Consider the following 24,667-nt stretch of genomic DNA (forward strand, 5'->3'; position numbering starts at 1 on the left):
TATAATGCTATACCTTAATCTACGTATTTTTGAAAGAAAAGTGCTGTTTTATTAGTTAGAAGTATGATTTCATGTAAGTATTAACGCTCTTTTAAATAAATTTGGAATGTCGTTCCTTTACCTTCTATACTAGAGACTTCAATTTTTCCTCCATATTTTTCAATGATTGACTTGGTGATGTGAAGGCCTATTCCTTTGCCTTCAATATCGAGGTGAAATCTTTGGAATAACCCAAAGAGTTTATTGCCATAGTTTTCCAGATTAATACCACGACCATTATCCTGAATACTAATGCAACAGTAGCCAGCTTCCTTGCTACTAATGATATCTATTTCGGGTTTCACCCCTAATTTTTTGTATTTGATGGCATTGGTAATCAGATTCTGCAAAATGTTATGCAAATGAACAGGAGGAAATAGGGCGGTGCTGCATTGATCCAGGTTAATGTTAATATGGGCCTTGCTGCTTTTTATCTCTTCTTCTACATCTTCAAGAACATCATCTAGTAGCTTTTTCAGTTCTACCTTTTCCGATTTCAAGTCCAGATTTTTTTTAACCGCAATTACCTCATTAAGTGTAGAGATAGTTTTTTGCATCCTCTGAACTGCATTTTTTAGTTTAGAAAACACATCATAACCATCTTTCTTCATAAAATCATTTTCCTCAATGATTTTCATTAAAGAATCCAGATTGGTAATGGGTGCTTTTAAGTCATGTGAAGCCAGGTAGGCAAACTGTTCAAGTTCTATATTGCTGCGCTCCAGCTCTTCCGCTTTGAGCATGAGTTGAGACTCTATTTTCTTTAATTGGTTAACATCTACAAATGTGAATACAACGCCTTTGATTTCTTTCTTTGATGTTACATAGGGTAATGCCTGCATCAAGAATACTTCATCTTTTTTAGTGACCACTTCTTTCTCTATAGCGGTGAAGTTTCTGAGTACTGATTGAGATATTTCAGATAAATTGAAATCTTTAAATTCATTGCTAAAATCACCAACGTATCTGCCTATATCGTTGCTGTTTAATTTGATTAAGCTAGTTATGGCATTAGTGAATCTCTTAATATTCAGATCGTTATCAAGGAAGAGGGTGGCGATGTGTGTACTTTGCAGGAAGTTTTTCAAGTCATCATTGAGCTCTGTCATCTCAATGAGTTTATTTTCAAACTCATTATTCACCGTATATAACTCTTCATTAACACTTTGCAGCTCCTCATTACTACTTTGCAGCTCTTCATTGGCGGCCATTAATTCTTCATTGGTGGCTTGAAGTTCTTCGTTAGAGGTTTCCAGTTCTTCAATGGTGGATTGCAAATATTCTTTGGTTTCTTTTAGTTCTTCCTCAAGTCTTCTAATGTGAGCGTCCTTTTCCTTTGACTGGTCGGATTTTACACTTTTTGAATCACTGCTGGTGGAAATGGTAGTGGTGTGCTCTAACTCATTAAAGCTGACTATGATATATGAGTTTTTAGAATTTGGTTCGGTATAAGGTTTGGATACAATTTTAATGTATTTCTTTTCATCATTATAGTTGTACTCAACTAATGGTGAGATGAATTTTTTCTTATGTGATTTTACTTTTGAGATGGCATTGCTAAGACTCACATAGATCTGCTCGTCTACCATTTTTAATACATTCAGTGTAAGTTGTTTACGAGGTAGTTTTATGTATTTGTCTACATCTCCGGCCACGTGAACGACATCCATACTCTCGTTTATAAAAACTGTGGCAGGAATCATGTCTTCCAAAAGAGCGTCTTTAAAGTTTGATACTATTTTGGTTTCATTCAGTAATCTGGGAGAGGTTTTCTTTATAGGCTCAAGAGTTGGTTTTTTACTCTTCTCAAAAGGATTAAGACGATGGACATCTATAATCCTTGTGGTCATACAGTTTTTATAGATTTTATACTTTTTGTTAACCTCTTCAAAAGCGTTTGATAACATTCCGGGAGTTTCGCTACTGCCCAGGAATAAGTAGCTGTTGGCATTGAGAGAGAAATGGATATAGGTTAAAATTTTCTCTTGCAGTGGTGGTTCAATGTAGATTAGTAGGTTTCTGCAGCAAGCAAGATCAATGTTATTAAATGGAGGATCTTTGGAAATATCATGTCTGGCAAAGATCACCATTTGTCGGAGCTCTTTTTTTACATGGTATGTTTCATTCACTTTTGTGAAGTATTTGAGTAACAGTGGTTTGGGTATTTCTTCTATCACTGTTTCTGCATATATCCCTTTGCTGGCTCTATCTATGGCTCGCTGATCAATATCTGTGGCAAATATTTTTACGCTTGGCGATTTTCGCTGTTTCCTAAACTGCTCTTTCAAAAGCATAGCAAGAGAGTAAACCTCCTGTCCGGTTGAGCAGCCTACTACCCAAATTCTGATGTCTTTGTCTACGGCATCTTTTACAAGCTGGTATAAAACCAGTTTATCCAAAGATTCAAAGGCTTTGGTGTCTCTGAAAAACCCTGTAACACCTATCAGAATGTCGTTACCAAGTAGATCGAGTTCATCAGGGTCATCTTTCAGGTAGCGCAGGTATAAATCCTTATTGAGTATATTTCTAATGCTCATACGGCGCTCTATGCGGCGTATTACAGTAGCTTTTTTGTACAATCTGAAGTCTAACCTTGTTTTTTGATGTAGTAAGGTTAATATCTGATGTAAAATATCTCCTTTGTCTCCATCATCACCACTAAGATGTTTTAATTCCTTAATGTAGGGATGTTTTACGTACTTAATAATGGCATCTGGCATTCTGCTGGGGTGGAGAATAAAATCCACCAGGCCAGTGGCTATGGCACTTTTAGGCATGTTGTCAAAAGCTGCACTGTTGGGGTCTTGGGCCATTACCATGCCGCCATTTTCCTTTACAGATTCTATTCCTAAAGTACCATCACTGCCGGTCCCGGAAAGTACTACTGCAATGGCTCGTTCTTTTTGATCTTCTGCCAGAGACTTTAGAAAGTTGTTAATAGGAAGGTTTAATGATTTTGGGTTGCCTCTGGCTTCAAGATAAAGCCTGCCTTTATTTATGAATATGTTATTATCAGGAGGTAAAGTGTATATGCAGTTTTGTTCTACTTGCATATTATTCACCACCTTGGAAATTTTCAATTTGGTATGCTTGGCCAGAAGCTCAGGCATCATTGATTTATAGTCTGGACTAAGATGTTGTACCAAAACAAAACTTAAACCGGGGTTATCAGGAACTTTATCAAAAAAAGCATTGATGGCCTCTAATCCTCCAGCGGAGGCTCCTATACATACTACATTTAGCTTTTCTGTGTTGCTGCTGCTTCTTTTTGATTTCTTTGTAGGTAATTTTTGACCGTTTTCTGTTCCATCATCAGCTTTTGTATCATTATCGTCTGCTACATCTAAATGATCCTCATTAATGGCAACTTTAGCTTCATTAGGTTCAACGGTTTTTTCTATTTTTTTATCCTCAGTTTTTGTTTGTTTTGGGGCTTTTTCTTTCATGGTCAATCGATTTTAAGATTAAGCATTGTCGTCGTCTTCCGAGATGAAATCTTCATGAAGATCTCGGAGATCATTTAGTGTGGTAGTTAAATCATCGGAAATTTCCAGAGGTGTGGTTTCATGAACTTTTAAAAAGTCCTGAATTCGATCCAGGGCTTCAATGTTTTTCTGTATCCTTTTGTGAATTCTTCTGCTTACCCATTCCAGGCGTTTGCTATACCATTTTCCCCTCTCATCTAGTATGCTTTGTACCACGGCAGGAAGCTTGTTTAAATTAGATTTTAATACTAGACCTGAGGCGCCATTAAGAATGGTTTCAGCGGCTATTTCTTCACCTATGGTTCCGGTTACGAATACAAAGGGGATGTCAGGATATTCCTCTTTTACAATAGCAAGGGCTTCAATTCCGTTAATTTCAGGTAAACTGTAATCTGCCAGGACTATATCAGGGCTAAAATGTATGAGTTTATCTGTAAAGCTGGGTCGATTGTCCGTGATTTCAGCTTCTATGTGCATACCTACTCTATCTAATTCATCGAGAATTAATTCTGCATCTTCTGGAGAGTCTTCTAACACTAGCACCCTCAAATTCTTGTACTCATCAAAAGCATTTACTTTCATAATTAGTTTTTTACAGGTTTATTCAGTAGTAGCCAGTATAAGGCCATTTTGCTTATTGTTTCTGTGAATTGCATGAAGTTCACAGGTTTTACTACATAACTATTGGCGCCAAATCTATAAGCGTCTACTATATCAGAGTTTTCGTTAGATGAAGTGAGTATTATTACTGGTACATCTTTATATTTCTCTGATTTTTTCAGTTCTCTTAGTACTTCAAGACCATTTACTTTTGGAAGCTTGAGGTCTAAGACAATAAATTTAGGATTTGGTCTGTTGTTCTCAGGTTGATTGAAGAAGTAGTCCAGGGCTTGTTGGCCATCTTCCAGCACATGAATTGGACCCTGAACCTTGTTGATCTCTAATAACGAATCAATAGTCAGCTCCATATCTGTGGGGTTGTCTTCAATAAGGATTATTTCATTGTATTCTTGTTCTCTCACGGTTTAAGTGTTAATGGTGAAATAAAAGGTGGCACCTTTGCCAGGCTCACCTATGCCCCAAATCCTCCCGTCATGTTTATTTATTATAAGCTGAGCAATGGCTAGGCCTACGCCTGTACCCTCAAATTGGCTGTCACTATGTAATCTTTGGAATACTCCAAACAGCTTATCTTTATGTCTCATGTCGAAGCCTACGCCATTATCCTTGACATAGAAGGCATTTTTTGCCTCAATGCTATTATAACCTACTTCTATAATGCTGTATTCTCTTGTCTTGGTGTATTTTAAGGCATTAGAGATTAGATTACTTATTACTTGTCTTAACATTACCTCATCACCTATGATCTCAGGTAATGGATCTATGAATATTTCAATGTTTCGGGTTGGTTTTTGAATCTGCTTCAGCTCATTATAAATATGAGAAAACAGCTGATGCATGTTTATTTTGGATAACGCAATATTTTCTCTAGTAATTCGCGAAAAGGCCAAAATATCATTGATAAGGTTGTCCATCTGTGTAGTGTTCTTGATGATGATATCAAGAAGTCTTTTACCTTCATCATTCAACTGATGACCCTCTTTCCTTAATAATTTATTACTAAATCCGGTTATGGCTCTTAATGGTGCCCGTAAATCATGTGATACTGAATAGCTAAAAGCTTCCAGTTCTTTGTTGGATTTTAGTAGATCATCATTCAGTTTGTTTATCTTCTTCTCATTATGTTTTTCCTGAGAAACATCTTGCTTTAAGCCAATAGCCTTTATGGCTCTGTTGTTTTTAAACTGGAAATAACAACTGTTTTTTATGTATAAAACTTTTTTGCTTATTGGATTATAGACACGGTATTCTGCAGTGAAGGAAACGTCCTTTCTTTGCGCTTGTTCAAACTTTCTTATTAGTTTAGAAACATCATCATTGTGAACATATTGAACCAATTCTGAAACTGGCATCTCTTTTTTCGAGATGCCAAACAGCCTCATGTAATTTTCAGAGAGATACATGATGTCCTTTTCTAAATCGGTTTCATAATACCCCATTTTTCCGATAACTTGAGACAGTTCTAAATTTCTGAGGTATTCGCGATTTTCCTCCTCTCTTTTTAATCGCTCTGTAATATCTCTTATAGCTGCTACTACTTCTGTTTGATCGGTATCTTCAATGGGCGCCAATGAAACTTCTACTGGAAACTCGACCTGATTTTTCCTAACACCTTTAAGAGGCAATCCATTGCCCATATTTCTTATTTGAGGGTCTTTTATGTACTTTTTCAGATGCTGCTGATGATTATATCTTAGCGGTTTAGGCAGTAGCATTTCCACAGGCGAGTTGATCAGTTCCTCTTTGTTATAGCCAAAAGTATTTTCAGACATATTATTCGCATAGGTTATTATACCATCTGCATTAGAAATGATCATAGCGTCTGGCGTAGAATTTAATAGTTTGCGAAATCTTTTTTCTGAAGTTGCCAGTTTTTCTTCTGTAGCCTTTTTCTCAGTCAGATCTTGAGTCACTTTCACAAAACCTGTAAGAATTTCATCGGCATCGTATAGAGGAACTATTGTCGTATGAACCCAATATTTTTCGCCATTCTTCTTGATCCGCCAGCCATCATCAGACGACCGGCCTTCTGCTAGCGCTTCGGTGAGTAATATTTGAGGTTTGGTTTTGTTATCTTCTGGATAAAATATCGAAAATGATTTTCCTACAATCTCTTTTTCCTGATAGCCTGTGATGGCTTCAGCACCTTTATTCCATACATCTATTTTTCCATTCAGATCGAGACGTATGATGGCGTAGTCTTCTATCTGATTTACCAGCTGATGATACTTTTTCTCTGAATCAGTTAGAGCCTTGATGAGACCTTCGTTCTTAATCTCCTGTATGCGGATAACCTTTACAGTGTAGGTTACAACCACCGTAGTCAGCGCGCTAAGAAGGGCGAATGAGGAAATGACCTTCAGAGCTATATTGGGAGTGTTGTCATGAAGATGAATCCCTATAAAGCCGCTAAAAGCCAAAGGAAGTAAAATGGTGAACGGGAGTAATATTCTCAGGATTTTTCCACCTAGAGATTGAGTTCTTAAAATAGAAATGACCCCCATGGTAGAGGTGCTATCGATAATGGCTAAAAAAATCATTAGAAAGGCAGCCATGGTAATAGGAGACATACCAATGCCTGATGAGGGGGCAAAAGAGTAAAAGGGTATAATTATTCCAAGGTAGCCATAAAGGGCAATCCATGGAATACATAATCCTGCAATACTTAAGATTATAGAGATTGTATTGAGCTTCTTATTACTAAAAGAAGATAGTACGAGTGCAATGGCTGCTAATGATAATGCTGCCAAAGTACGAGGAGAGGGGCGCCCAGGATATAATGCTAAATGCTTTTTGTTAAGAGGCCCAAAAATAAGATTTTCTAGTGCGGGAATCTTATCATAAACATACTCCAGGGAAATCCAAATGGTGAAAAGTAAAACTATAACACAGCAAATGGGAATATACTTCCTTTCCTTCAAAGTTAGGGATATGCCCAAAAATGAAATGAGCAATGCCGTCATAGGCACGGTTCTAGGATAGGCCTCACTAATACTAGTTAATGCACCTATATTGAAAACCCAACCGATCAATACCAATAGACTCAATGCGATCACAGACCAGCCGAGTATAAATATATGGTGAAATTTCATTGATATAGGTTAAGTATAATTAATGCATGAAGTTAATGATTTTTTCTCATATATGCTTCTATTTCATTAAGGTGAAATGTGAAGGTGTATTTTTTATATGAATTGTCACATGAGTGGATTTTACCAATAAAATTTTATAATTTATATAAAGATATACTTAAGTGAAAGGGGTGGACACTTACTGTATTATACTTAGAATGGTTGCTTGTACTAGTTAATCGATTAAGCATCAATTAATTGCATATGATAGTTGAAGATGAACGTATCCATGAGGAACACTCCTTGCTTAAAATGGTAGCAGACAATACTACTAATTTAATAATTTTTACAGATGCCGCTGGGTACATTACCTGGGTAAATAAAACTTTTGAAAAGGTAACAGAATATAGATCTGCAGAGGTTCTTGGGAAAAAACCAGGACATTTTTTGCAAGGACCATTAACGAACCCGGATACCCAAGACTACATAAGAAATAATTTACAAAGACAGGTTCGTTTCAAAGCAGATATTGTCAATTATACCAAGAGTGGTAAGGATTACTGGGTAGAACTAGACATAATGCCTTTAAAGACGGTTGAGAAGAAATTGATTGGTTACATGTCTGTACAGAGTAATGTTTCCAATGTAAAGATGATGATTGGAGAGATGCTTAGTGCAAAAGGCATTTTAAGAACCGTGCTGGATACGGTGCCATTTCATGTGTCAGTAAAAGACCCCCAAGGAAGATTTATATTTTATAATAAAGCTTTTAGTAAGGATTTTAGACATAATGAAAACGGGAATGATTATGCTAAGGGGTTGAACAAACAAGAGAAGGAAGTTCTTAAGGGAAGAAGGTTGGTGTTTGATCAAAGTATGAGAATTAACGATCAGGTACGTACATTTCTGACTTTAAAATTCCCAGTTGAAAATTCCGGAGGCCAAACCTATGCTGTAGGCAGGGTTTCTATTGATTTTACAGAGCTTAAACATGCCAGAGAGAATCTGCGAGAGCGAGAGCAACTATATTTCTCTACGGTAAAATCTATAAATGACGCTGCTATAACGGTGGGCAAAGATTTTAAGATCATCTTCCTGAATAATAGTGCTGAACGTCTCACCGGGTTTAATCTGAAGAACGCTAGATCAAAGCTTATTCATGATGTTTTTAAAGTACAGTCATTAGATCGAAATATAGCTATCAATCCCTTGCAATGTATGATTCAGGAGCACACGGACATTCTCAATGAAGAGTTGCTGATGATATCTAAAGATGGTAGAAAGATACCTATAGAAGGTAGCCTTACCGAAATGCAAGATTCAAATGATGATTTTGCAGGCATAGCTATTTTCTTCAAAGATGTATCAGACCGGTTTGAAAGGAGGAAGCTCGAACGAGATATGGAGGTAAGGCGTATCTCAGCTGTAATTGAGGGGCAGGAAAGCGAGAGAGATCGCATTTCTAAGGAGTTGCACGATGGGCTGGGGCAAATGCTTAACCTGGTGAAGATGAGGGTATATGTAAATCTTGAAGATAAAGAGCCAGAGCTTACAGAGTTAATGGATGAAGCTATCCAGGAGGTTAGACGCATGTCAGAAAACTTAATGCCTGCCAAACTCAGGGATTTTGATCTGCCTACGGCTTTAAATTCTTTAGTGAAGCAGCTCAAAAGAATTTATGATATAGATATATCCTTCTATTCTTATCTTTCAGAAGACCTCGATGATAGTAGAAAAATCAATCTCTACAGAATAGCACAAGAAGCCATTAATAACGCACTGAAACACGCAGAGGCCAATCATATTTCTGTATCACTTATAGAAGATGAAGATAAAATTAGATTAGCCATAGAAGATAATGGTATAGGGCTTAATAGTGAAGATAATAATAATACGTCGGCCAAAAGTACCAGACACGGACTAATAAATATGCGAGAGCGGGCCAATATTATGGATGGCTATCTCATTATTGAGTCCAACCCAGGATTAGGAACATTGATTATAGTTGAAATTCCCAAATACGATAGGAAATGAAAAGATATAAAGTGATAGTTGCTGATGATCATGATTTATTCAGAGAAGGGATAAAGACCCTGCTGAAAAAAATGAATAACATAGTGGTGGAAGGCGAAGCAAAAAAAGGCTCACAGGTAGTTGAGTTGTATAAGAAGGCGAGTCCGGATGTGGTGATTATGGATATTTCTATGCCTGGTCTCAATGGCATAGAGGCTACGAAGGAGATTTTGAAATACGATTCGACTGCAAAAATAATAATCCTGTCCATGCACGATGATGAAGAATATATTGGCCGATGTCTTGATGCGGGGGTGAAGGGGTATGTCATAAAAAGTGAAAGTGGAATGGAACTGAGGCATACTATAGAGCTGGTACTACAGGGTAAAAGTTACTTCAGTCATTACGCTCAGGATGTGGTGCTGAACCGCCTTAAAAATTTCAGAACACAGAAAAACACATCGGTGGATCATCCTCACATAACCAAAAGAGAGTATCAAATATTATCATTAATAGCACAAGGGCTTACTAGTAATGCCATTGCTGAAAAGCTTTTTATAAGCATAAGAACGGTGGAAACGCATAGGACCAACATTATGAGGAAGTTAGGGGTGAAGAATGTAGTGGAGCTTATTAATAAAGCCTCTGACCTGAAGTTAGTGTAAGAGTATACTCGTAGAGAATTTTAAGTAACATCACCCATAATAATATACAACCAATTTGCGATTGTCGGAATATAGATAGAGGTCTACCTTTATATAAGATATAATGGAAATTGTCTATGAATGTTCTGCCAAATAGTAATGAATTTCAGGGAAAGCAAGAAAAGGAGATCTTTCAAACGATTCTTCAAAACGAGAAATTTGGCGTTGTCATCCTTAAAGAAAACAGAGAAGTAATCGATTATAATGAACAGTTTTTCGAGCTTTTTGGGGAAATTGAAACCATCGATGAAATTTTGCACAACCCTTTTCAAAATCAGTCTTTAGAAAAAATAGAGGAGTTTTTCTTTGCCTCGGATCAAGGTAGGTCCAGAAGCTTCAATATCATCATTAACGGAGGTTATATAAAACTCAACCTGAGTTGCTTTAAAGATGATGAGGGCAAGGTTTTTATCGGGGTTACAGAGAAGGCGGAAAGCCATCCTATAAACAGTTTGGTGAAAGAATCTTTAGCCTTTTCCAAGCTGATAGCCAGTAGTACTTTTGAACTAATATTTCGTTGTGATGAACAAGGGAAGTTGATCTATTTTAACCGCCTTTTTGCCAGAAGTTTGAATTATCCCTCCTTATTGGCAGCGAGAAAAGATGGAATTAAAGATATTCTTAGTGGCGACTTTGAACGCATAAAAGGTGAGCTGGAGTCTATAGAGGGAAATATACTTACAGAACAAGTGTGGCTCAGGAAACATAGTGGAGGTTTAATGCGTGGACTGGCCAATATCAGTATCCATAGAAATCGACAAGGCGAATACATCTATAACTGGGTAGTGCTGGATTTAACACAGTATACAGAATATGAAAAGTATCTGAAAGCTACCAATACACAGTTAAAGCGTGTTAGTTTTCAATTAGAGCAATTTTTATACAGTACCTCGCATGATTTAAGGTCACCATTGACTTCAATCATGGGCTTAGTAAATTTGATTAAAGGCGAAGTGAAAAATGAGGTGGTAGAAAAATATGTTAATCTCATAGAACAGACAGCCCATGGACTGGACACGGTAATCAAGAATATTGCATACTTAACCAGAATCAATTACTACGAGTCTAACTACGAAAGAATTGACATGAGTCAACTGATCTGGAAGGTAATTAGTGAATACTCAAAGGACCCTACAACGCAGCATATTAAGTGGGAGGTAAACGTAGATGAGAGCTTCTACTTTTATTCTGATGAGGAGAAAGTTGAGATTGTGCTTGACCAGCTTATAAAAAATTCAATTGCCTTTAGAGATTCTACCAAAGATAAGTCTATCATAGAAATTACCGTGGCTGAGCAGAATGATAATGTCATCATCACGGTATATGATAACGGAATAGGGATAGATGACAAACACATTAAGCGCGTTTGTAATCTGTTTTATAAAGCTACACCAGTATCCTCAGGCTCAGGTTTAGGACTCTTCATAGTGAAGGAAGCTCTTGATAATCTGGATGGTCAACTCAATGTGGTTTCCAAGCTAGGAGTGGGTTGCTGGATAACTATGGAAATACCTAATCAGAAACGGAAACACCTTACAAATGATAGGCCTGATAGGCATCAGGCTGCTTACGCAAGAAAGTAAATTTCAAATCCGAATTCACACCTGGATTTTGCTATATGTAAATCTGTACTTCTTAAAAACTACGAGTTTTCTCTGACGCTACGTAGTTTCCACTAGTTCCAATATACACCCTTTTCTCGATTGAGAAGTAATGGGTTCATTGATAGATTTACTATATAACGAAGCACCTAAAACTCATTTTTTAAAAAAATTGATAGCATGGCTTTCTTTCTACATAACAAGATTTCTGGGATTTTTAACCTGCTGGTTATCATTCTGTTAGCTGCTAATTTTAGTTATGCTCAAAACCGACCCAACAGCACTATCAGTACTAACACCGGAGGAATTTGTGTGTTATGTGGTGTAAACAATCCTGATAGAGCCTGGGATACAGATGAAAATTCATTTGGTTCTATTCTATTCGGAGTTTTGGGTGTGGCTGGTTTTGGAGAAGTTACCTATGGCTTTGCTAGCCCAGTGGCGGATAATAATATTGTAGCTATAGATCTGGAGTTTGACGGTTCAGTTTTATCACTATTAGCTGCTGATGTATTTCAAAGGCTTCAAATAAATTTCTATGATAACTCTGGCGCCTTGTTAGAGTCTTTTGATGATGGTAATCTGCTAGACCTTCGGATAGATGTGCTCAGTGCTTCGGATAACCGTTTTAGACTATATATCCTCAACAATAATCCCACCATGCAGCGTATCCGCATCCGGTCAGGAGATTTGGTTTCTCTTGGTCTGGTGGCTCATGATCTTCGCATTTTCGATATTCAAACCTTTGGTGATCAGGAAGCAATATACAGTGTTGAGCCCTTCAAACCTGTAAATGATTATGTAGATAGTGAGGTAATTGCCACAGCCACTGATGCTGACGGTGATATTGTAGCCGCCACCGTTACTTCTGGCTCTTTACCGCCAGGCACCGTTTTAGAAAGTGACGGAACTATTCGTGTGAATGACGCTTCGTCACTAGTGGCCGGTTCTTACGCCTTCGAAGTAACTACTACAGATGAGCACGCCGGAACTACAGTTACTGAGCTTACCATCATTATTAATCCCACAGATATTGAAGCCATTTATATAGTAGCACGAGCTAAGCCGGTGAATGATTATACTAACGGGAATGTGCTGGCATCAGCTACAGATGCCAATGGAGATATCATATCAGCCAGTGTAAGTAGTGGTAGTTTGCCGCCAGGAACTACCATGCTTTCAGATGGCACTATTTCAGTGAGTAATGCCAATGCTCTGGTGGTGGGAAGCACTACCTTTCAGGTCACTACCACAGATGAAAACGGAGGCCAGACCGTAACAGAATTGACCATTATTATTAATTCTGCCGATATAGAAGCAGTATACGTTGTTGAGCCTGCAAAGCCTGTAAATGACTATGCTAATTCAGATATTTTGGCCACAGCTACAGATGCCAACGGGGATATTGTGGCGGCTTCTGTTACTAATGGAAGCCTTCCTCCGGGACTAACTTTAGCTTCGGATGGTACCATTTCCGTTTCTGATGCTAATGCTTTGGTGGCCGGAAGCTACACTTTTGAAGTGACCACTATTGATGAAAATGGAGGTGAAACAGCCACTGAACTTACGTTAATCATCAATCCTGCGGATATAGAGGCTGTATACACTATTGCGGACCCCAAGCCAGTGAATGACTATGCAAACTCAGATGTACTGGCTAGTGCTACAGATGCCAATGGAGACATCGTTTCGGCCACGGTAACTAATGGCTCTTTGCCTCCGGGTACATCGCTGGCTGCTGATGGAACGGTTACTGTTTCAAATGCTGGTAACTTATCTCCAGGAGATTATACATTTGAAGTAACCACGGTAGATGAAAACGGAGGCGAAACCAGCAGTGAACTTACCATAACCATTAATCCGGCAGACGTGGAGGCGGTTTATGTGGTAGAAGATCCAAAACCTGTGGATGAATATGCTGATAATGATGTATTGGCCACTGTTACAGATGCTAATGGAGATATTGTAGATGCCGTGGTAACAGGGGGTACTTTGCCTCTCGGTGTTGATTTGGCCACAGATGGCACCATTACCGTAGATGATGCTGATAATCTGGTAGATGGCAGCTATACTTTCGAGGTAACTACCACGGATGAGAATGGTGGGCAAACATCTACAGATGTTACGATTATCATCGGATCTCCTGATAATGAGGCTGTTTATGTGGTTATGGATGCGAAACCGGTAAACGATTATGCTAATTCTGATGTGGTGGCTACGGTCACTGATGCCGACGGAGCAATTGTTTCTGCTACCGTTACCTCAGGCTCATTGCCAGCAGGTTTAAGTATTGCTTCGGATGGTACAATAACAGCATCTAACTCAGGTAGCTTAGTTCCTGGATCTTATGCTCTGGGCATTACTACTGTAGATGAGAAAAATGGTACTACAGTGAGCAATATCACCATAGAGATTAATCCGGCAGATATTGAAGCAGTATATGTGGTAGAAGATGCTAAGCCGGTAAATGACTATGTGGCGGCCGAAGTGTTAGCCAGTGCCACTGATGCCAATGGTGATATAGTTTCCGCTACTGTTACTGACGGTTCATTGCCTCCCGGATTAGTGCTGGCTCCTGATGGAACAGTATCTGTCTCCAATCCGGGCCTTTTGGTGCCGGGTAGCTATACTTTCGAGGTGACTACAGTTGATGAATTTGGAGGGGAAACTACCACGGAATTAAATATTAATATCAATCCTGCTGATGCAGAGGCGGTTTATGTTGTCAATCCTTTCAAGCCCAGAAATGATTATAGCAATTCAGATATTCTGGCTACCGTGACAGATGCTGACGGGCCTATAGTTTCTGCAACCATTGTGTCTGGCACTTTGCCACCGGGTACCACCTTATTGGCGGATGGTACCATTCAGGTTACTAATGCCTCTTTGTTGGTGAGTGGTGTTTATAATGTAGATATAAGAACCACTGATGATAAGAATGGAACCACTCTCAGTAATCTGGTTCTCAAAATTAACCCGAACGATATAGAGGCCATTTATACGGTGGCCACTGCCAAACCAGTTAACAACTATACCGCGGGTGAATCCATCGCTACGGTTACTGATGCTAACGGAGCCATAGTATCTGCTACAGTAACTTCTGGTGTGCTGCCTCCGGGGACTATTTTGGCTTCAAATGGAGAAATTACAGTTAACAACACCGGCCTTTTAGCGGCTGGAACCTATAGCCTTCAAATAACAACTCAAGATATATTAGGGGGCGAAACTACCAGTAGTATTACCATTGTGTTCAATCCCTTCTCAGATCCTGATAATGAATCAGAGTATACGGTTTTTCCCTCAAAGCCTGCTAATGAGTATGAGAGTGATGATGTGCTAGCAGAAGCCTCGGATCCTGATGGCGATATTGTAAGCGCAGTGGTAACTACTGGTAGCCTTCCTAGCGGAGTAATTATTGAAAGTGACGGTACCATAGTGGTAGATGATCCTTCGCAGGTAGTGGAGGGGACATATCCTGTTACTATTACCACCACTGATGAGTTTGGTGGAGTAACTATCAGCAATGTAACATTGGTTATAGATGCTCCACATATTGATAATATCACCGTGGGTTTGGCCAAGTCTGTCAGTACTCCACAGTCGCAAAGCTCAGGTAATTATCGGGTCACAATTACTTTTGTGGTGGAGAATATGGGTGATGTTCTTATAGATAAGCTGAAACTCAATGATGACCTCTCGCAAACATTTCCATCTCCGGCTACTTTCCAGATTACCTCTTTGGTAACTACGGGTCAGTTAGTAGCTAATCCTGCTTATGATGGTTCTTCAGATGTTAATTTGTTGAGTAGCAGTAGTAAAATAGACGTTGGTCAGCAGAGAACGGTGGTATTAACACTACTTGTAAATGCTAATGGTGGCGATACCAGCTTTAGTAATTCAGCTACCATTGAGGCTGAAGACAGTAAAGGAAATACGTTTACTGACATTTCAGATGATGGTAATGAGCCAGATGCCAATAACAACGGAGATCCTACAGAAGTAGGTGAGAATGATCCTACCATAATTAACCTAAATGCTGTGCCTCAAATTGGAGCCGCCAAGAGCTCAGCAGCACCCCAGTTTCTGGATGATGGTAGTTATTTGGTGAACTACACAATTACAGTAGAGAATTTGGGTAACGTCAATCTGCAAAACGTTCAGGTTCAGGATAATCTGGAGCTTACTTATCCGGCACCTGTTTCTTTTGAAGTAAGTTCAATCTCAGCTACAGGATCATTAATAGTGAGCAATACCTACAATGGACACAGTGATATTGATCTGTTAGAGAATAACAGCACTTTAGGTATAGGAGATAAGGAAACCATAAGTCTGAGTCTTATAGTATTTCCAAATGGAGCAGTAGGACCTTTTGTAAATTCAGCCATAGCTAGTGGAAATGGTGCTGGTGGCACAGGAAGTACCACTGATACCTCAGCTCCCGGCAGTGATCCTGATCCGAATGGCAATGGATATCCTGGTGATCCTGGTGAAGATGGAGGAACAACTACTTACTTAAGCCTTTCACCAGTAATAGGTGTGGCAAAGGCTGCTGGAGCACCGCAGCCAATGGAAAACGGCCATTTTTCAGTGACTTACCTTATTAATGTGAAAAATCTGGGTAATACTTCACTTCATAATGTTTCGGTTTTCGATGCCTTAGCGTCCTTTACATTTCCACCTGATGTTCATTACAGTGTAACTGATCTGAAATCAGAGGGAACTTTGGTAGTGAATCCAAATTACAATGGAGATGATGATATCAACCTGTTAGATCCCCTGGTAAGTACTCTTGCGCTGGGGGCTGCGGATTTGATTACTCTGACCATTGATATTGATAATGGCAATAAGGTAGGGCCATTTCTAAATTCCGCCATAGCATTTGCCTACAATGCGGATAGAACAGTGAGCTACAGTGATGTGTCAGTAAACGGGATAAATCCTGATCCTAATGGTAATGGAAATCCGAATGATGAAAATGAAAGTACCCCAACACCAATACTATTAAAAGTGCTTCCTAACATAGGAATAGCCAATAATGCTGCAACGCCTGAATATCAAACGGATGGTACATATCTGATAGATTTCACTATTACAGTTCAGAACTATGGCAATGAGTCACTGCAGGATCTTGAAGTAATATCTGACCTGCGAAATGCTTTACCCGATCCTATGACTATAGCTATAGAAAGTGCTCCAACATCATCTTCTGATAATCTATCCATTAATCCAAGTTATGACGGAGTTACCAATAAGGTGCTCATTAGTGCTGGCACCCTGGATATAGATGAAAGTCAGGAGATCAGTTTTACGGTGAGGTTAGATGCAAAAGGTGCTTATGGCCTTTATCTACATCAATCATCAGTAGCAGCCACAGGTAGCATTAGTACCGAGAAGACCTCAGATCTATCGCAAGATGGTCTTGATCCTGATCCTGACGGAGATGAAAGGCCAGACGAAAATGAACCCACTCCAATAAGAATTGAACCTAATAATATACTTGGTATCGGTACATACATTGAATCTTCAGAATGGCTCTCCACATGTGAGCTAGAGTTGGAAATGGTAGTAGTTGTGAAGAATTTTGGTATCGACGTATTGGAGCACCTGCAGCTTACCACGGACCTGAGAAGCATATTCCCTTCACCAATAGAGTTCACTATCACCTCTTTAGAATCAGATGATGTTGCTGTTAATCCTGACTTTGATGGCGCCATAGATATAGAGCTTTTAGATAAGGTGATTGACCTGGAGAGTGGCGAAAGCTTTAGGATCTCTTATACCATTCAGGTAGCGCCATCAGGCTCATTTGGAGATTTCTTAAATGTGGTGAGAGGTTCGGCCAGCTATTTAGGTGACCCGGTTACTGCCGTGTCATTTCATATAGATCCTGATGAGGAGTTTAATGGAGTACCTGCCGAGAGAGATGTAACGGTAATTACGATCAATCCTCCAGAGCAATTCATTCCCGATGGATTTTCGCCCAATGGTGATGGTATTCAAGATGCTTTTGTCATTCAATTGGCATGCGGACTCACGGCACAGTTGGATATATTCAATAGATGGGGAGATGTGGTTTATCACAGTGAGACCTACAATAACGATTGGGAAGGGGGAGACCAACCAGGGTACGCTGATTGGGAATACTTTGCCTAACGGAGTGTATTACTACTCTATTAAGATTAGCAACGGTCAAACTCTAAAGAGCTTTTTAGTTATTAACCGATGAAATTATGTTAAAACTCTACAGACATATCTTACTGCTGACATGGTTACTCATCATGAGTGGCACCGCCGTTAATGCCCAGCAGGACCCAATATATTCACAGTATATGTTTAATATGCTCACCATAAATCCGGCTTATGCTGGTAATAGAGAGGTGCTGAGTGCTACTTGTCTATACCGCTCGCAGTGGAGGAAGATTGAGGGCGGTCCCAGCACCCAATTATTCACGGCAGATATGGAGCTGAGAAATAAGAGAGTAGGTCTGGGCGTGCAGATATTTAATGATAATGTGGAGGTGATTAACAATACCGGATTTTATGGAATGTACTCCTACAAGGTTTATTTCAATAAGGGAATATTAAGCCTGGGACTACAGGCCGGCCTTTTAAAATTTAAAGCTAATTACAGTCAGCTGGCCCTTTATGATTACAATGACCCTGCTTTTATGGCTAACCAAAATGAGTTTAGATTCAACTTTGGAGCGGGTGCTTTATATAACACAGATCGATTTTATATAGGATTTTCAGTGCCACATTTAGCCGGACAAGGTAAAGTAAATGCTGCGGAGGGTAATAAAAACCTCTATGAACAGAATAATCACTGGTTTCTTACATCCGGTTATGTGTTTGATGTAAGTCCTGATATTGACCTGAAGCCTTCCTTCTTGATGAGAGCGGTTAATGGTGCCCCTTTACATTACGATGTAAGTTTAAACGTATGGTTATTGAATCTGGCGGCGGTAGGAGTTTCGTATAGATCTAGTGAGGCGGTAGTAGGAATGCTAGAGTTACAGGTGCTTCCACAGCTAAGAATTGGTTACTCATATGATCTTACTTTATCAGAGCTGGGGCAGCAGAGTACTAATGAATTTATGTTACGCTACGAGTTTGGGTATTCTAAAAAGGACTTGGTATCGCCGAGGTATTTTTAATGAAGATTAAAAAGGAGGTAAAATGAAAAATTCAATTAGAATAACATGTACAGTGATACTAGCCATGTTGGCCTTCGAAACTGTTTGGGCACAATCGGTGGCTAAGAAAATAGCTAATAGAAAGTTCGAGCAGAAAGGATATGCCGAGGCAGCCTCTTTGTATGAAGATATAATTAAAAGTCATCCGGATGATCAAGAATCGTTGTTGAAATTAGCAGAATGCTATCGTGCTACAAATAATTCTGCTAAAGCATTAAGTCTGTATGCAAAATTGGCTAATGTGGAAAATCCTGAACCAGGTAATGTTTGGTACTATGCTTCCATGTTAGCAGAATCTGGAGATTATGAAAGTGCGAAGGAATGGTATTCTAAATACTCAGATCTTGTTCCTGAGGACACCCGGGGGCGGAAGTTTGCACGAGCTTATGCGTCTATGAACGAATTTTATAAGGATTCTACTAAATATTCCGTGAGATACCTGCACGGAGTTAATTCCTGGCAATCAGATTTCAGTCCATTCTTTTATGGAAAGGGGCTTGTGTTTTGCTCAAATAGAAGTGAAGATGTGGGGGTGAGAAAAGTATCAGGTTATGACAAAACCCCGATTGTAGAATGGTACATTATTCCAGATACCAGCGCATTGCATAATGATATATCTTCAGGCCTTCAGAGCGCACAGTATACTGTAGAAACGAAGAATGCTAAAAACGCCAATTTTACCAAAGCCAGCAGTGTGGAAGCAGACGTTATAGCTACCTACGGTTCTACTTTTATGCATGATAGCGTACGTTACAATATTCGCCCGTCGGCGAAGGTCAAAAAATTCGTGTCCCCTTCTAAAGGTATGCACATAGGACCCGCTTGCTATTCAGATGATCTGGAAAGACTCATATTCACCGCAAATGAGAGAGGAGAGAAGATCAAGAGGCTTCACTTGTTTTCGGCCAAAGTTAAAAACCATACATTGTCTGATGTTCAGGAGTTACCATTTAATAATCCAAACTATTCTGTCGGACACCCATCATTTACTCCTGACAGCAAGCGGTTATATTTTGCTTCTGATATGCCTGGTGGCATGGGTGGAGCGGATATTTATTATTCAGATTATACTAATGGTGCCTGGTCAGATCCTGTAAATGTTACAGAGATTAATACTGCCGGTGATGAGCTCTTCCCTTATGTAAGAGGAAATGGAGACCTTTATTTTTCATCAGACGGTCACCCCGGTCTTGGAGGTTTGGATGTATTCATGGCTAATTTTACTAATGACAAGATCACCGAATTCAAGAATGTAGGTGCTCCTATAAACTCCGAAAAGGATGACTTCGGTATCATCTATCTGAGTTCTACGCATGGATACTTCAGTTCAAACAGAAAAAGAGGACTATCAGATGATGATCTTTATTATTTTAAGAAACAATGTTTTCCTATAGAGCTTACCGTGTACAATGGTGAAAATAACCGAGTACTGGAAGACGCTTCAGTGAAGATCAATGATATTGAAACTCACAGGACTAATTATAACGGTAAGTTAGAGCTCTGTGTAGATGATGGTAATAATAGTTTTGTAGTAAGCAAAGAAGGGTTTGAGTTTCAGAATATTACCAGCAATGATTCTTATGTAAGCGTCATGCTAAAACCATTGGTGTTCAATGTTAGTGGCAATGTACTTAGCGATGCTACGCGACAAAATATGACAGGTGTGCAGGTGCAGCTCATAGAAAGTAACGGAAATGTGCTCAGAGAAGAGTTTACCACTGCGGAAGATGGTAAATACAATTTCTCCTTAGAGCCTCAGAAAGACTATGAAATAGTGGCCACTAAAAAAGATTGTGGCATAAACTCTATTAGAATTAGCACTAAAGGAGTGCATAAATCAACCAATTATAAGGAAGATTTAATTATGCTTTGTACTGGCGATGTGGTGCAGGTAAATAATATCTATTACGAATTGAATAAAGCGGAAATTACAGAGCAAGCAGCAGAAGAGCTGGATAAATTAGCAGACCTCATGTATAAGTATCCAGATATGAGAATAGAACTGAGAGCTCATACTGACAGCCGTGCAGACTCAGATTTTAATCTAAGACTATCTGCAATGAGGGCACAGGCAGTGGTGGACTACCTCACCGGAAAAGGTATTGTTCCCTACAGAATGAGAGCTTCCGGATATGGAGAATCCCAGCTGCTTAATGACTGTGGTGATAATGAAGATTGCTCAGAATTTGAACATCAACAAAATAGAAGAACCGAGTTTAAAGTGTTATCAATCAATCAGGGCATATTAGATGTAGACGGAAATCAAAACTTCCACATCGGTAAGTCCACTAATTAACATTTACGATGCTTGATAGTAGATGAATAGTAGTTTAAGTTAGATAACTGATTTTTTGCTGAAGAATAAGATCCCGGGCTTTTTGGCCGCGGGATTTTTTATGCCGTCCGATATCGGAATTGTGAATGTTCGAAAAGGAACGTCTATATCTCTCAGTTGCCTTATTTTGATGATTACTGAGATGGCATCTGCTTTGTAAACAGTTGATTACCTTTACAAAACAGAATGGATATGATCAAAAATTACCTGACCTCCGCACTTAGATATTTTCTTCGACATAAATTCTTTACCGTTATTAACATACTTGGCCTGGCTGTTGGCTTTGCCAGTGCTTTGCTGCTATCTATTTTCGTATGGCAGGAGACTAGCTATGATAAGTTTCACGAAAATAAGGAGCGAATAGCTCGCGTAGTGATGGAGTATTCATTCTCGGGAGAGAAAAGCAAGCATGCTGTAAATGGATCCATAGTAGGTCCCACTTTTTCCAGAGAATTTCCTGAAGTAAAAGCAGCTGTTAGGTTTGATGTATATCCGCGAACAGTTAAGTACAAGGACAAACTGTATGAGGAAACTAAATTTCTCCATGCAGATTCTACCTTTTTTGAGGCATTCTCTTTCGATCTGATTTCGGGTAATGAAAAAACTGCACTCGCTAGCCCTAATAAGGTGGTGCTCACACCTGAGTCTGCTAACAAATATTTCGGAACCACAGATGTGCTGGGCGAAACTATAAAGGTAGGAACCAAAGATTATGAAATCACTGGTGTTATTAAGCCAGCGCCAGCTACATCTCAAATAAAATATGATTTCATAGGCTCCTTTTCGTCATTATGGGCTTACCAAAACGAACAATGGAGCTCTGCTAATTATCCTACCTATCTATTGCTCAACCAGGCTGGGGACTTCGCAACCCTTCAACAAAAGATAGATGACTACATGCTGAGCAAGAGACAGGAAATGCGAATGGATGCTGAAAATCATTTGGGCTTTATATTAGAGCCGCTCATTGACGTGCATTTAAAGTCTGAAGTATCCGGTTTAGAGCCAAATGTAAATATCACGTATATCTACCTTTTCAGCGTAGTGGCTTTCCTTATCCTTTTAGTGGCCTGTGTCAACTATGTGAATCTGGCTACAGCCCGATCTGTTGAAAGAGGCACTGAAGTAGGCGTGAGGAAGGTGCTTGGAGCTAGTAAAGGGCAGTTGTTTGTTCAATATATCAATGAATCAGTACTCAGCGTATTTTCTGCCGCTGTGTTAGGTATAGCTTTAACCACGGCTGTTTTACCTTTCTTTAACCAAACGCTTAATAAAACCTATTCAATTGGGCTGATCATGGAGCCACAGGTGATAGCTGTTATCTTAGCTGTATTGGTGGTAGTGGCAATTTTAGCTGGAGTATACCCGGCATTTGTATTATCTAGGTTTGCCCCGGCTAAAACCCTGAAGGGAGCGGTAAAAAGTTCTAAAGGCGGTGTGGTTTTAAGACGTTCATTGATTGTTTTTCAATTCATTGTATCAGCCATGCTTATTATCTCTTCTTTAGGTATTTATAAGCAGCTTAACTATATCAAAACCACAGACCTGGGGTATCAAAGGGATCATGTCATCGCCTTGTCTATCAGTGGAAAGGATTCAAGGAAATTTCAGACGTTAAAATCACAGCTTATCCAATTTCCTCAGATTGAATCCATGACTATGGCCTATGAAACTCCTACCGAGATAGGCTGGGGAGATGGCATAGAAACCTCTGATGGTAACAGTCTCATGATTACCGCCAATCCGGTAGAATATAATTATCTCAAAACGCTTAATATCAAGCTATTGGCAGGCAGAGATTTTGATGAAAGAGATCAGAAACAGGCCTTTGCACCAAATTCAGATTCACTTCAGGCGCTTCATATGAATGTAATATTTAATGAGGAAGCAGTAAAGCAGCTTGGCTGGACAGCGGAGGAAGCCGTGGGGCAGGTGATCAATTATAAATCTGAAAACACTGAAATTATAGGAGTGATGGATGATTTTCATTTCGCTGCCTTACATGAGAAAGTGGGGCCACTGGCACTGTTTGTAGATGATATTTATGGACAGGTAATGATAAGAATTAATGGAGATGATGTGAGTGGTGCACTTGCCAATATCGGAAATGTTTGGTCACAGGTGTATCCAGACTTACCTTATAGTCCTATTTTCTTGAACGATGAATATAACGGACTCTATGAAACTGAGCAGCAATTAGGGAAGTTGTTCGTGTTTTTTACCTCATTAGCTATCTTTTTGGGCTGTATTGGTTTATTAGGCTTATCAGCGCTTATGATCAGTCATAGAATAAAAGAAATAGGTATAAGAAAGGTGTTGGGAGCGTCTTTAAGTAGCATTGTTACGCTTCTGTCAGCAGACTTTGCCAAGCTGATTTTGGTAGCTGTGGTAATAGCCGCACCGCTGAGCTGGTATATTATGAGCAGATGGCTTCAAGGCTTTGCTTATCACATAGATATGCCTTGGGAGGTGTTTATTATCTCGGGTGTGGTTTTGGTGGCTGTATCGTTACTTACCATTAGTACTCAAACTATTGGTGCTGCCATGCGAAACCCTTCAGATGTAATTCGCAATGATTAATTATTCTGCTGATAGCTTTTAGGGGTGCAACCCACTTCTTGCTTGAAGGCGCGAATAAAATGAGATAGATTTTCAAAGCCCGAAGAGAAGCATACTTCTGTTATATTCTTGTCAGAAGATTCTAAATCTCTTTGGGCTAGCTTTATTCTTTCTTTCAAAATGTACTGACTAGGTGTTTCACCCATGGTCTCTTTGAATTTCTGGAAAAAGCTGGTTCTGCTCATGCAAGCAATTTTGGCTACTTCATCCAAGCTTATTTTTCCTCTTAAATTCTGTTTCATATATTGGATGGCGGCAGCCAGAGGATTTTGGTTAGACCATAAAGAGTGAGAAGATTCAAACAAGGATCTGGCCTGGGTCTGCATCAGTCTGATCAGCATTTCCTGTAAGGTGAGCTGCACCATGATGTCCTTTACCTTTCCCTGCTCGCTCTTGGTTATCTTAATGATCCTGTCAATAGTGTCGGCCAATTCCTGGGTATTGTTTAGGTGTAACGAAGCTAAATTGATTTCCCACTCACCCCAACCATCAGCTTTTGGGTGATATTCTGCGAGACGGTTTACCGTGTTTTTTATAACATCCTGCGAAATGGTTAAAGCAATACATCGGGTAGGAGTATCCATTTCAGCATCTGGAAAATCTATATGCATATGTTCACCAGGAGGTAAAATCACTGACTCTCCGGGCAGATATTCAAAGGCTGGAGTTGAATCCAGCTTCATTATTTTTCTACCACTGAGCATACTTGTTAGTACAAAGTCATTGAACATAAGGTCCACATTATGAGCCGTTTGGTGCGTTTCAAACAAATTTAGCTCACATACATCGAAAGAATAAGAGCTGCGGTTTTCCACTAAAGTGAATAATGACTTCTCTTTTCTATCCGGGAGGGTGTTGATCAGGTTCTTGTTCATAGTGGTAGCAGTAGGGGAGTTTGTATGAAGTTAATCAATATTGGCATGATTTCGAACTCATTTCTATACTTTCAATCGTTTACGAAGCTTAAAAGTTTGGTTTTGTACACA

The 24,667-nt window shown here is 39.4% G+C and carries 12 protein-coding genes; 7 read left to right on the forward strand and 5 right to left on the reverse strand.

The window, feature by feature from the left end; all coding sequences use genetic code 11:
* Window positions 1-80: 80 nt before the first annotated feature.
* The 4 genes from LVD16_RS13275 to LVD16_RS13290 are packed head-to-tail and all read right to left on the reverse strand — an operon-like array spanning window position 81 to window position 7,237.
* Window positions 81-3,485 carry a CheR family methyltransferase gene (locus tag LVD16_RS13275; RefSeq protein ID WP_233774430.1) on the reverse strand — a complete coding sequence of 1,135 codons (3,405 nt, stop codon included), beginning with the start codon at window positions 3,483-3,485 and terminating at the stop codon, window positions 81-83.
* Between the two features lie 18 nt (window positions 3,486-3,503).
* A complete protein-coding gene (locus LVD16_RS13280; protein ID WP_233774431.1) occupies window positions 3,504-4,106 on the reverse strand; it encodes a response regulator in 603 nt (200 codons plus the stop codon).
* Between the two features lie 2 nt (window positions 4,107-4,108).
* Window positions 4,109-4,546 carry a response regulator gene (locus tag LVD16_RS13285; RefSeq protein WP_233774432.1) on the reverse strand — a complete coding sequence of 146 codons (438 nt, stop codon included), beginning with the start codon at window positions 4,544-4,546 and terminating at the stop codon, window positions 4,109-4,111.
* A 3-nt stretch (window positions 4,547-4,549) separates the two neighbouring features.
* Window positions 4,550-7,237 carry a PAS domain-containing sensor histidine kinase gene (locus LVD16_RS13290; RefSeq protein ID WP_233774433.1) on the reverse strand — a complete coding sequence of 896 codons (2,688 nt, stop codon included), beginning with the start codon at window positions 7,235-7,237 and terminating at the stop codon, window positions 4,550-4,552.
* Between the two features lie 243 nt (window positions 7,238-7,480).
* On the opposite strand from LVD16_RS13290, the gene LVD16_RS13295 reads away from it, so the two are divergent.
* The 7 genes from LVD16_RS13295 to LVD16_RS13325 all read left to right on the forward strand — a co-directional run bounded on the left by LVD16_RS13295 (window position 7,481) and on the right by LVD16_RS13325 (window position 23,642).
* A complete protein-coding gene (locus tag LVD16_RS13295) occupies window positions 7,481-9,250 on the forward strand; it encodes a sensor histidine kinase (RefSeq protein WP_233774434.1) in 1,770 nt (589 codons plus the stop codon).
* Window positions 9,247-9,894, forward strand: a complete 648-nt coding sequence (locus LVD16_RS13300; RefSeq protein ID WP_233774435.1) for a response regulator — start codon at window positions 9,247-9,249, stop codon at window positions 9,892-9,894. The genes LVD16_RS13295 and LVD16_RS13300 overlap by 4 nt, the downstream gene beginning before the upstream one ends.
* A 116-nt stretch (window positions 9,895-10,010) precedes the next feature.
* On the forward strand, window positions 10,011-11,516 hold the full coding sequence (locus tag LVD16_RS13305; RefSeq protein ID WP_233774436.1) for a PAS domain-containing sensor histidine kinase: 1,506 nt from the start codon (window positions 10,011-10,013) through the stop codon (window positions 11,514-11,516).
* Between the two features lie 198 nt (window positions 11,517-11,714).
* A complete protein-coding gene (locus tag LVD16_RS13310; protein ID WP_233774437.1) occupies window positions 11,715-17,687 on the forward strand; it encodes a putative Ig domain-containing protein in 5,973 nt (1,990 codons plus the stop codon).
* 77 nt (window positions 17,688-17,764) lie between these two features.
* Window positions 17,765-18,688, forward strand: a complete 924-nt coding sequence (locus LVD16_RS13315) for a PorP/SprF family type IX secretion system membrane protein (RefSeq protein ID WP_233774438.1) — start codon at window positions 17,765-17,767, stop codon at window positions 18,686-18,688.
* 22 nt (window positions 18,689-18,710) lie between these two features.
* On the forward strand, window positions 18,711-21,023 hold the full coding sequence (locus LVD16_RS13320) for an OmpA family protein (protein ID WP_233774439.1): 2,313 nt from the start codon (window positions 18,711-18,713) through the stop codon (window positions 21,021-21,023).
* Window positions 21,024-21,254: 231 nt separating this feature from the next.
* Window positions 21,255-23,642 carry an ABC transporter permease gene (locus tag LVD16_RS13325; RefSeq protein ID WP_233774440.1) on the forward strand — a complete coding sequence of 796 codons (2,388 nt, stop codon included), beginning with the start codon at window positions 21,255-21,257 and terminating at the stop codon, window positions 23,640-23,642.
* Here the strand turns inward: LVD16_RS13325 and LVD16_RS13330 are convergent.
* Entirely contained in the window at window positions 23,639-24,556 is a 918-nt protein-coding gene (locus LVD16_RS13330) for an AraC family transcriptional regulator (RefSeq protein ID WP_233774441.1), read from the reverse strand. The two genes, LVD16_RS13325 and LVD16_RS13330, sit on opposite strands and share 4 nt — an antisense overlap.
* Window positions 24,557-24,667: the final 111 nt, after the last annotated feature.

It is taken from the genome of Fulvivirga ligni, from assembly GCF_021389935.1.
GTDB classification, from domain to species: domain Bacteria; phylum Bacteroidota; class Bacteroidia; order Cytophagales; family Cyclobacteriaceae; genus Fulvivirga; species Fulvivirga ligni.

Coding starts and splice junctions, on each gene's coding strand:
- LVD16_RS13290 (WP_233774433.1), bottom strand. CDS start 7,237: ATGAAATTTCACCATATATTTATACTCGGCTGGTCTGTGATCGCATTG.
- LVD16_RS13330 (WP_233774441.1), bottom strand. CDS start 24,556: ATGAACAAGAACCTGATCAACACCCTCCCGGATAGAAAAGAGAAGTCA.
- LVD16_RS13280 (WP_233774431.1), bottom strand. CDS start 4,106: ATGAAAGTAAATGCTTTTGATGAGTACAAGAATTTGAGGGTGCTAGTG.
- LVD16_RS13315 (WP_233774438.1), top strand. CDS start 17,765: ATGTTAAAACTCTACAGACATATCTTACTGCTGACATGGTTACTCATC.
- LVD16_RS13325 (WP_233774440.1), top strand. CDS start 21,255: ATGATCAAAAATTACCTGACCTCCGCACTTAGATATTTTCTTCGACAT.
- LVD16_RS13320 (WP_233774439.1), top strand. CDS start 18,711: ATGAAAAATTCAATTAGAATAACATGTACAGTGATACTAGCCATGTTG.
- LVD16_RS13305 (WP_233774436.1), top strand. CDS start 10,011: ATGAATGTTCTGCCAAATAGTAATGAATTTCAGGGAAAGCAAGAAAAG.
- LVD16_RS13300 (WP_233774435.1), top strand. CDS start 9,247: ATGAAAAGATATAAAGTGATAGTTGCTGATGATCATGATTTATTCAGA.
- LVD16_RS13310 (WP_233774437.1), top strand. CDS start 11,715: ATGGCTTTCTTTCTACATAACAAGATTTCTGGGATTTTTAACCTGCTG.
- LVD16_RS13275 (WP_233774430.1), bottom strand. CDS start 3,485: ATGAAAGAAAAAGCCCCAAAACAAACAAAAACTGAGGATAAAAAAATA.
- LVD16_RS13295 (WP_233774434.1), top strand. CDS start 7,481: ATGATAGTTGAAGATGAACGTATCCATGAGGAACACTCCTTGCTTAAA.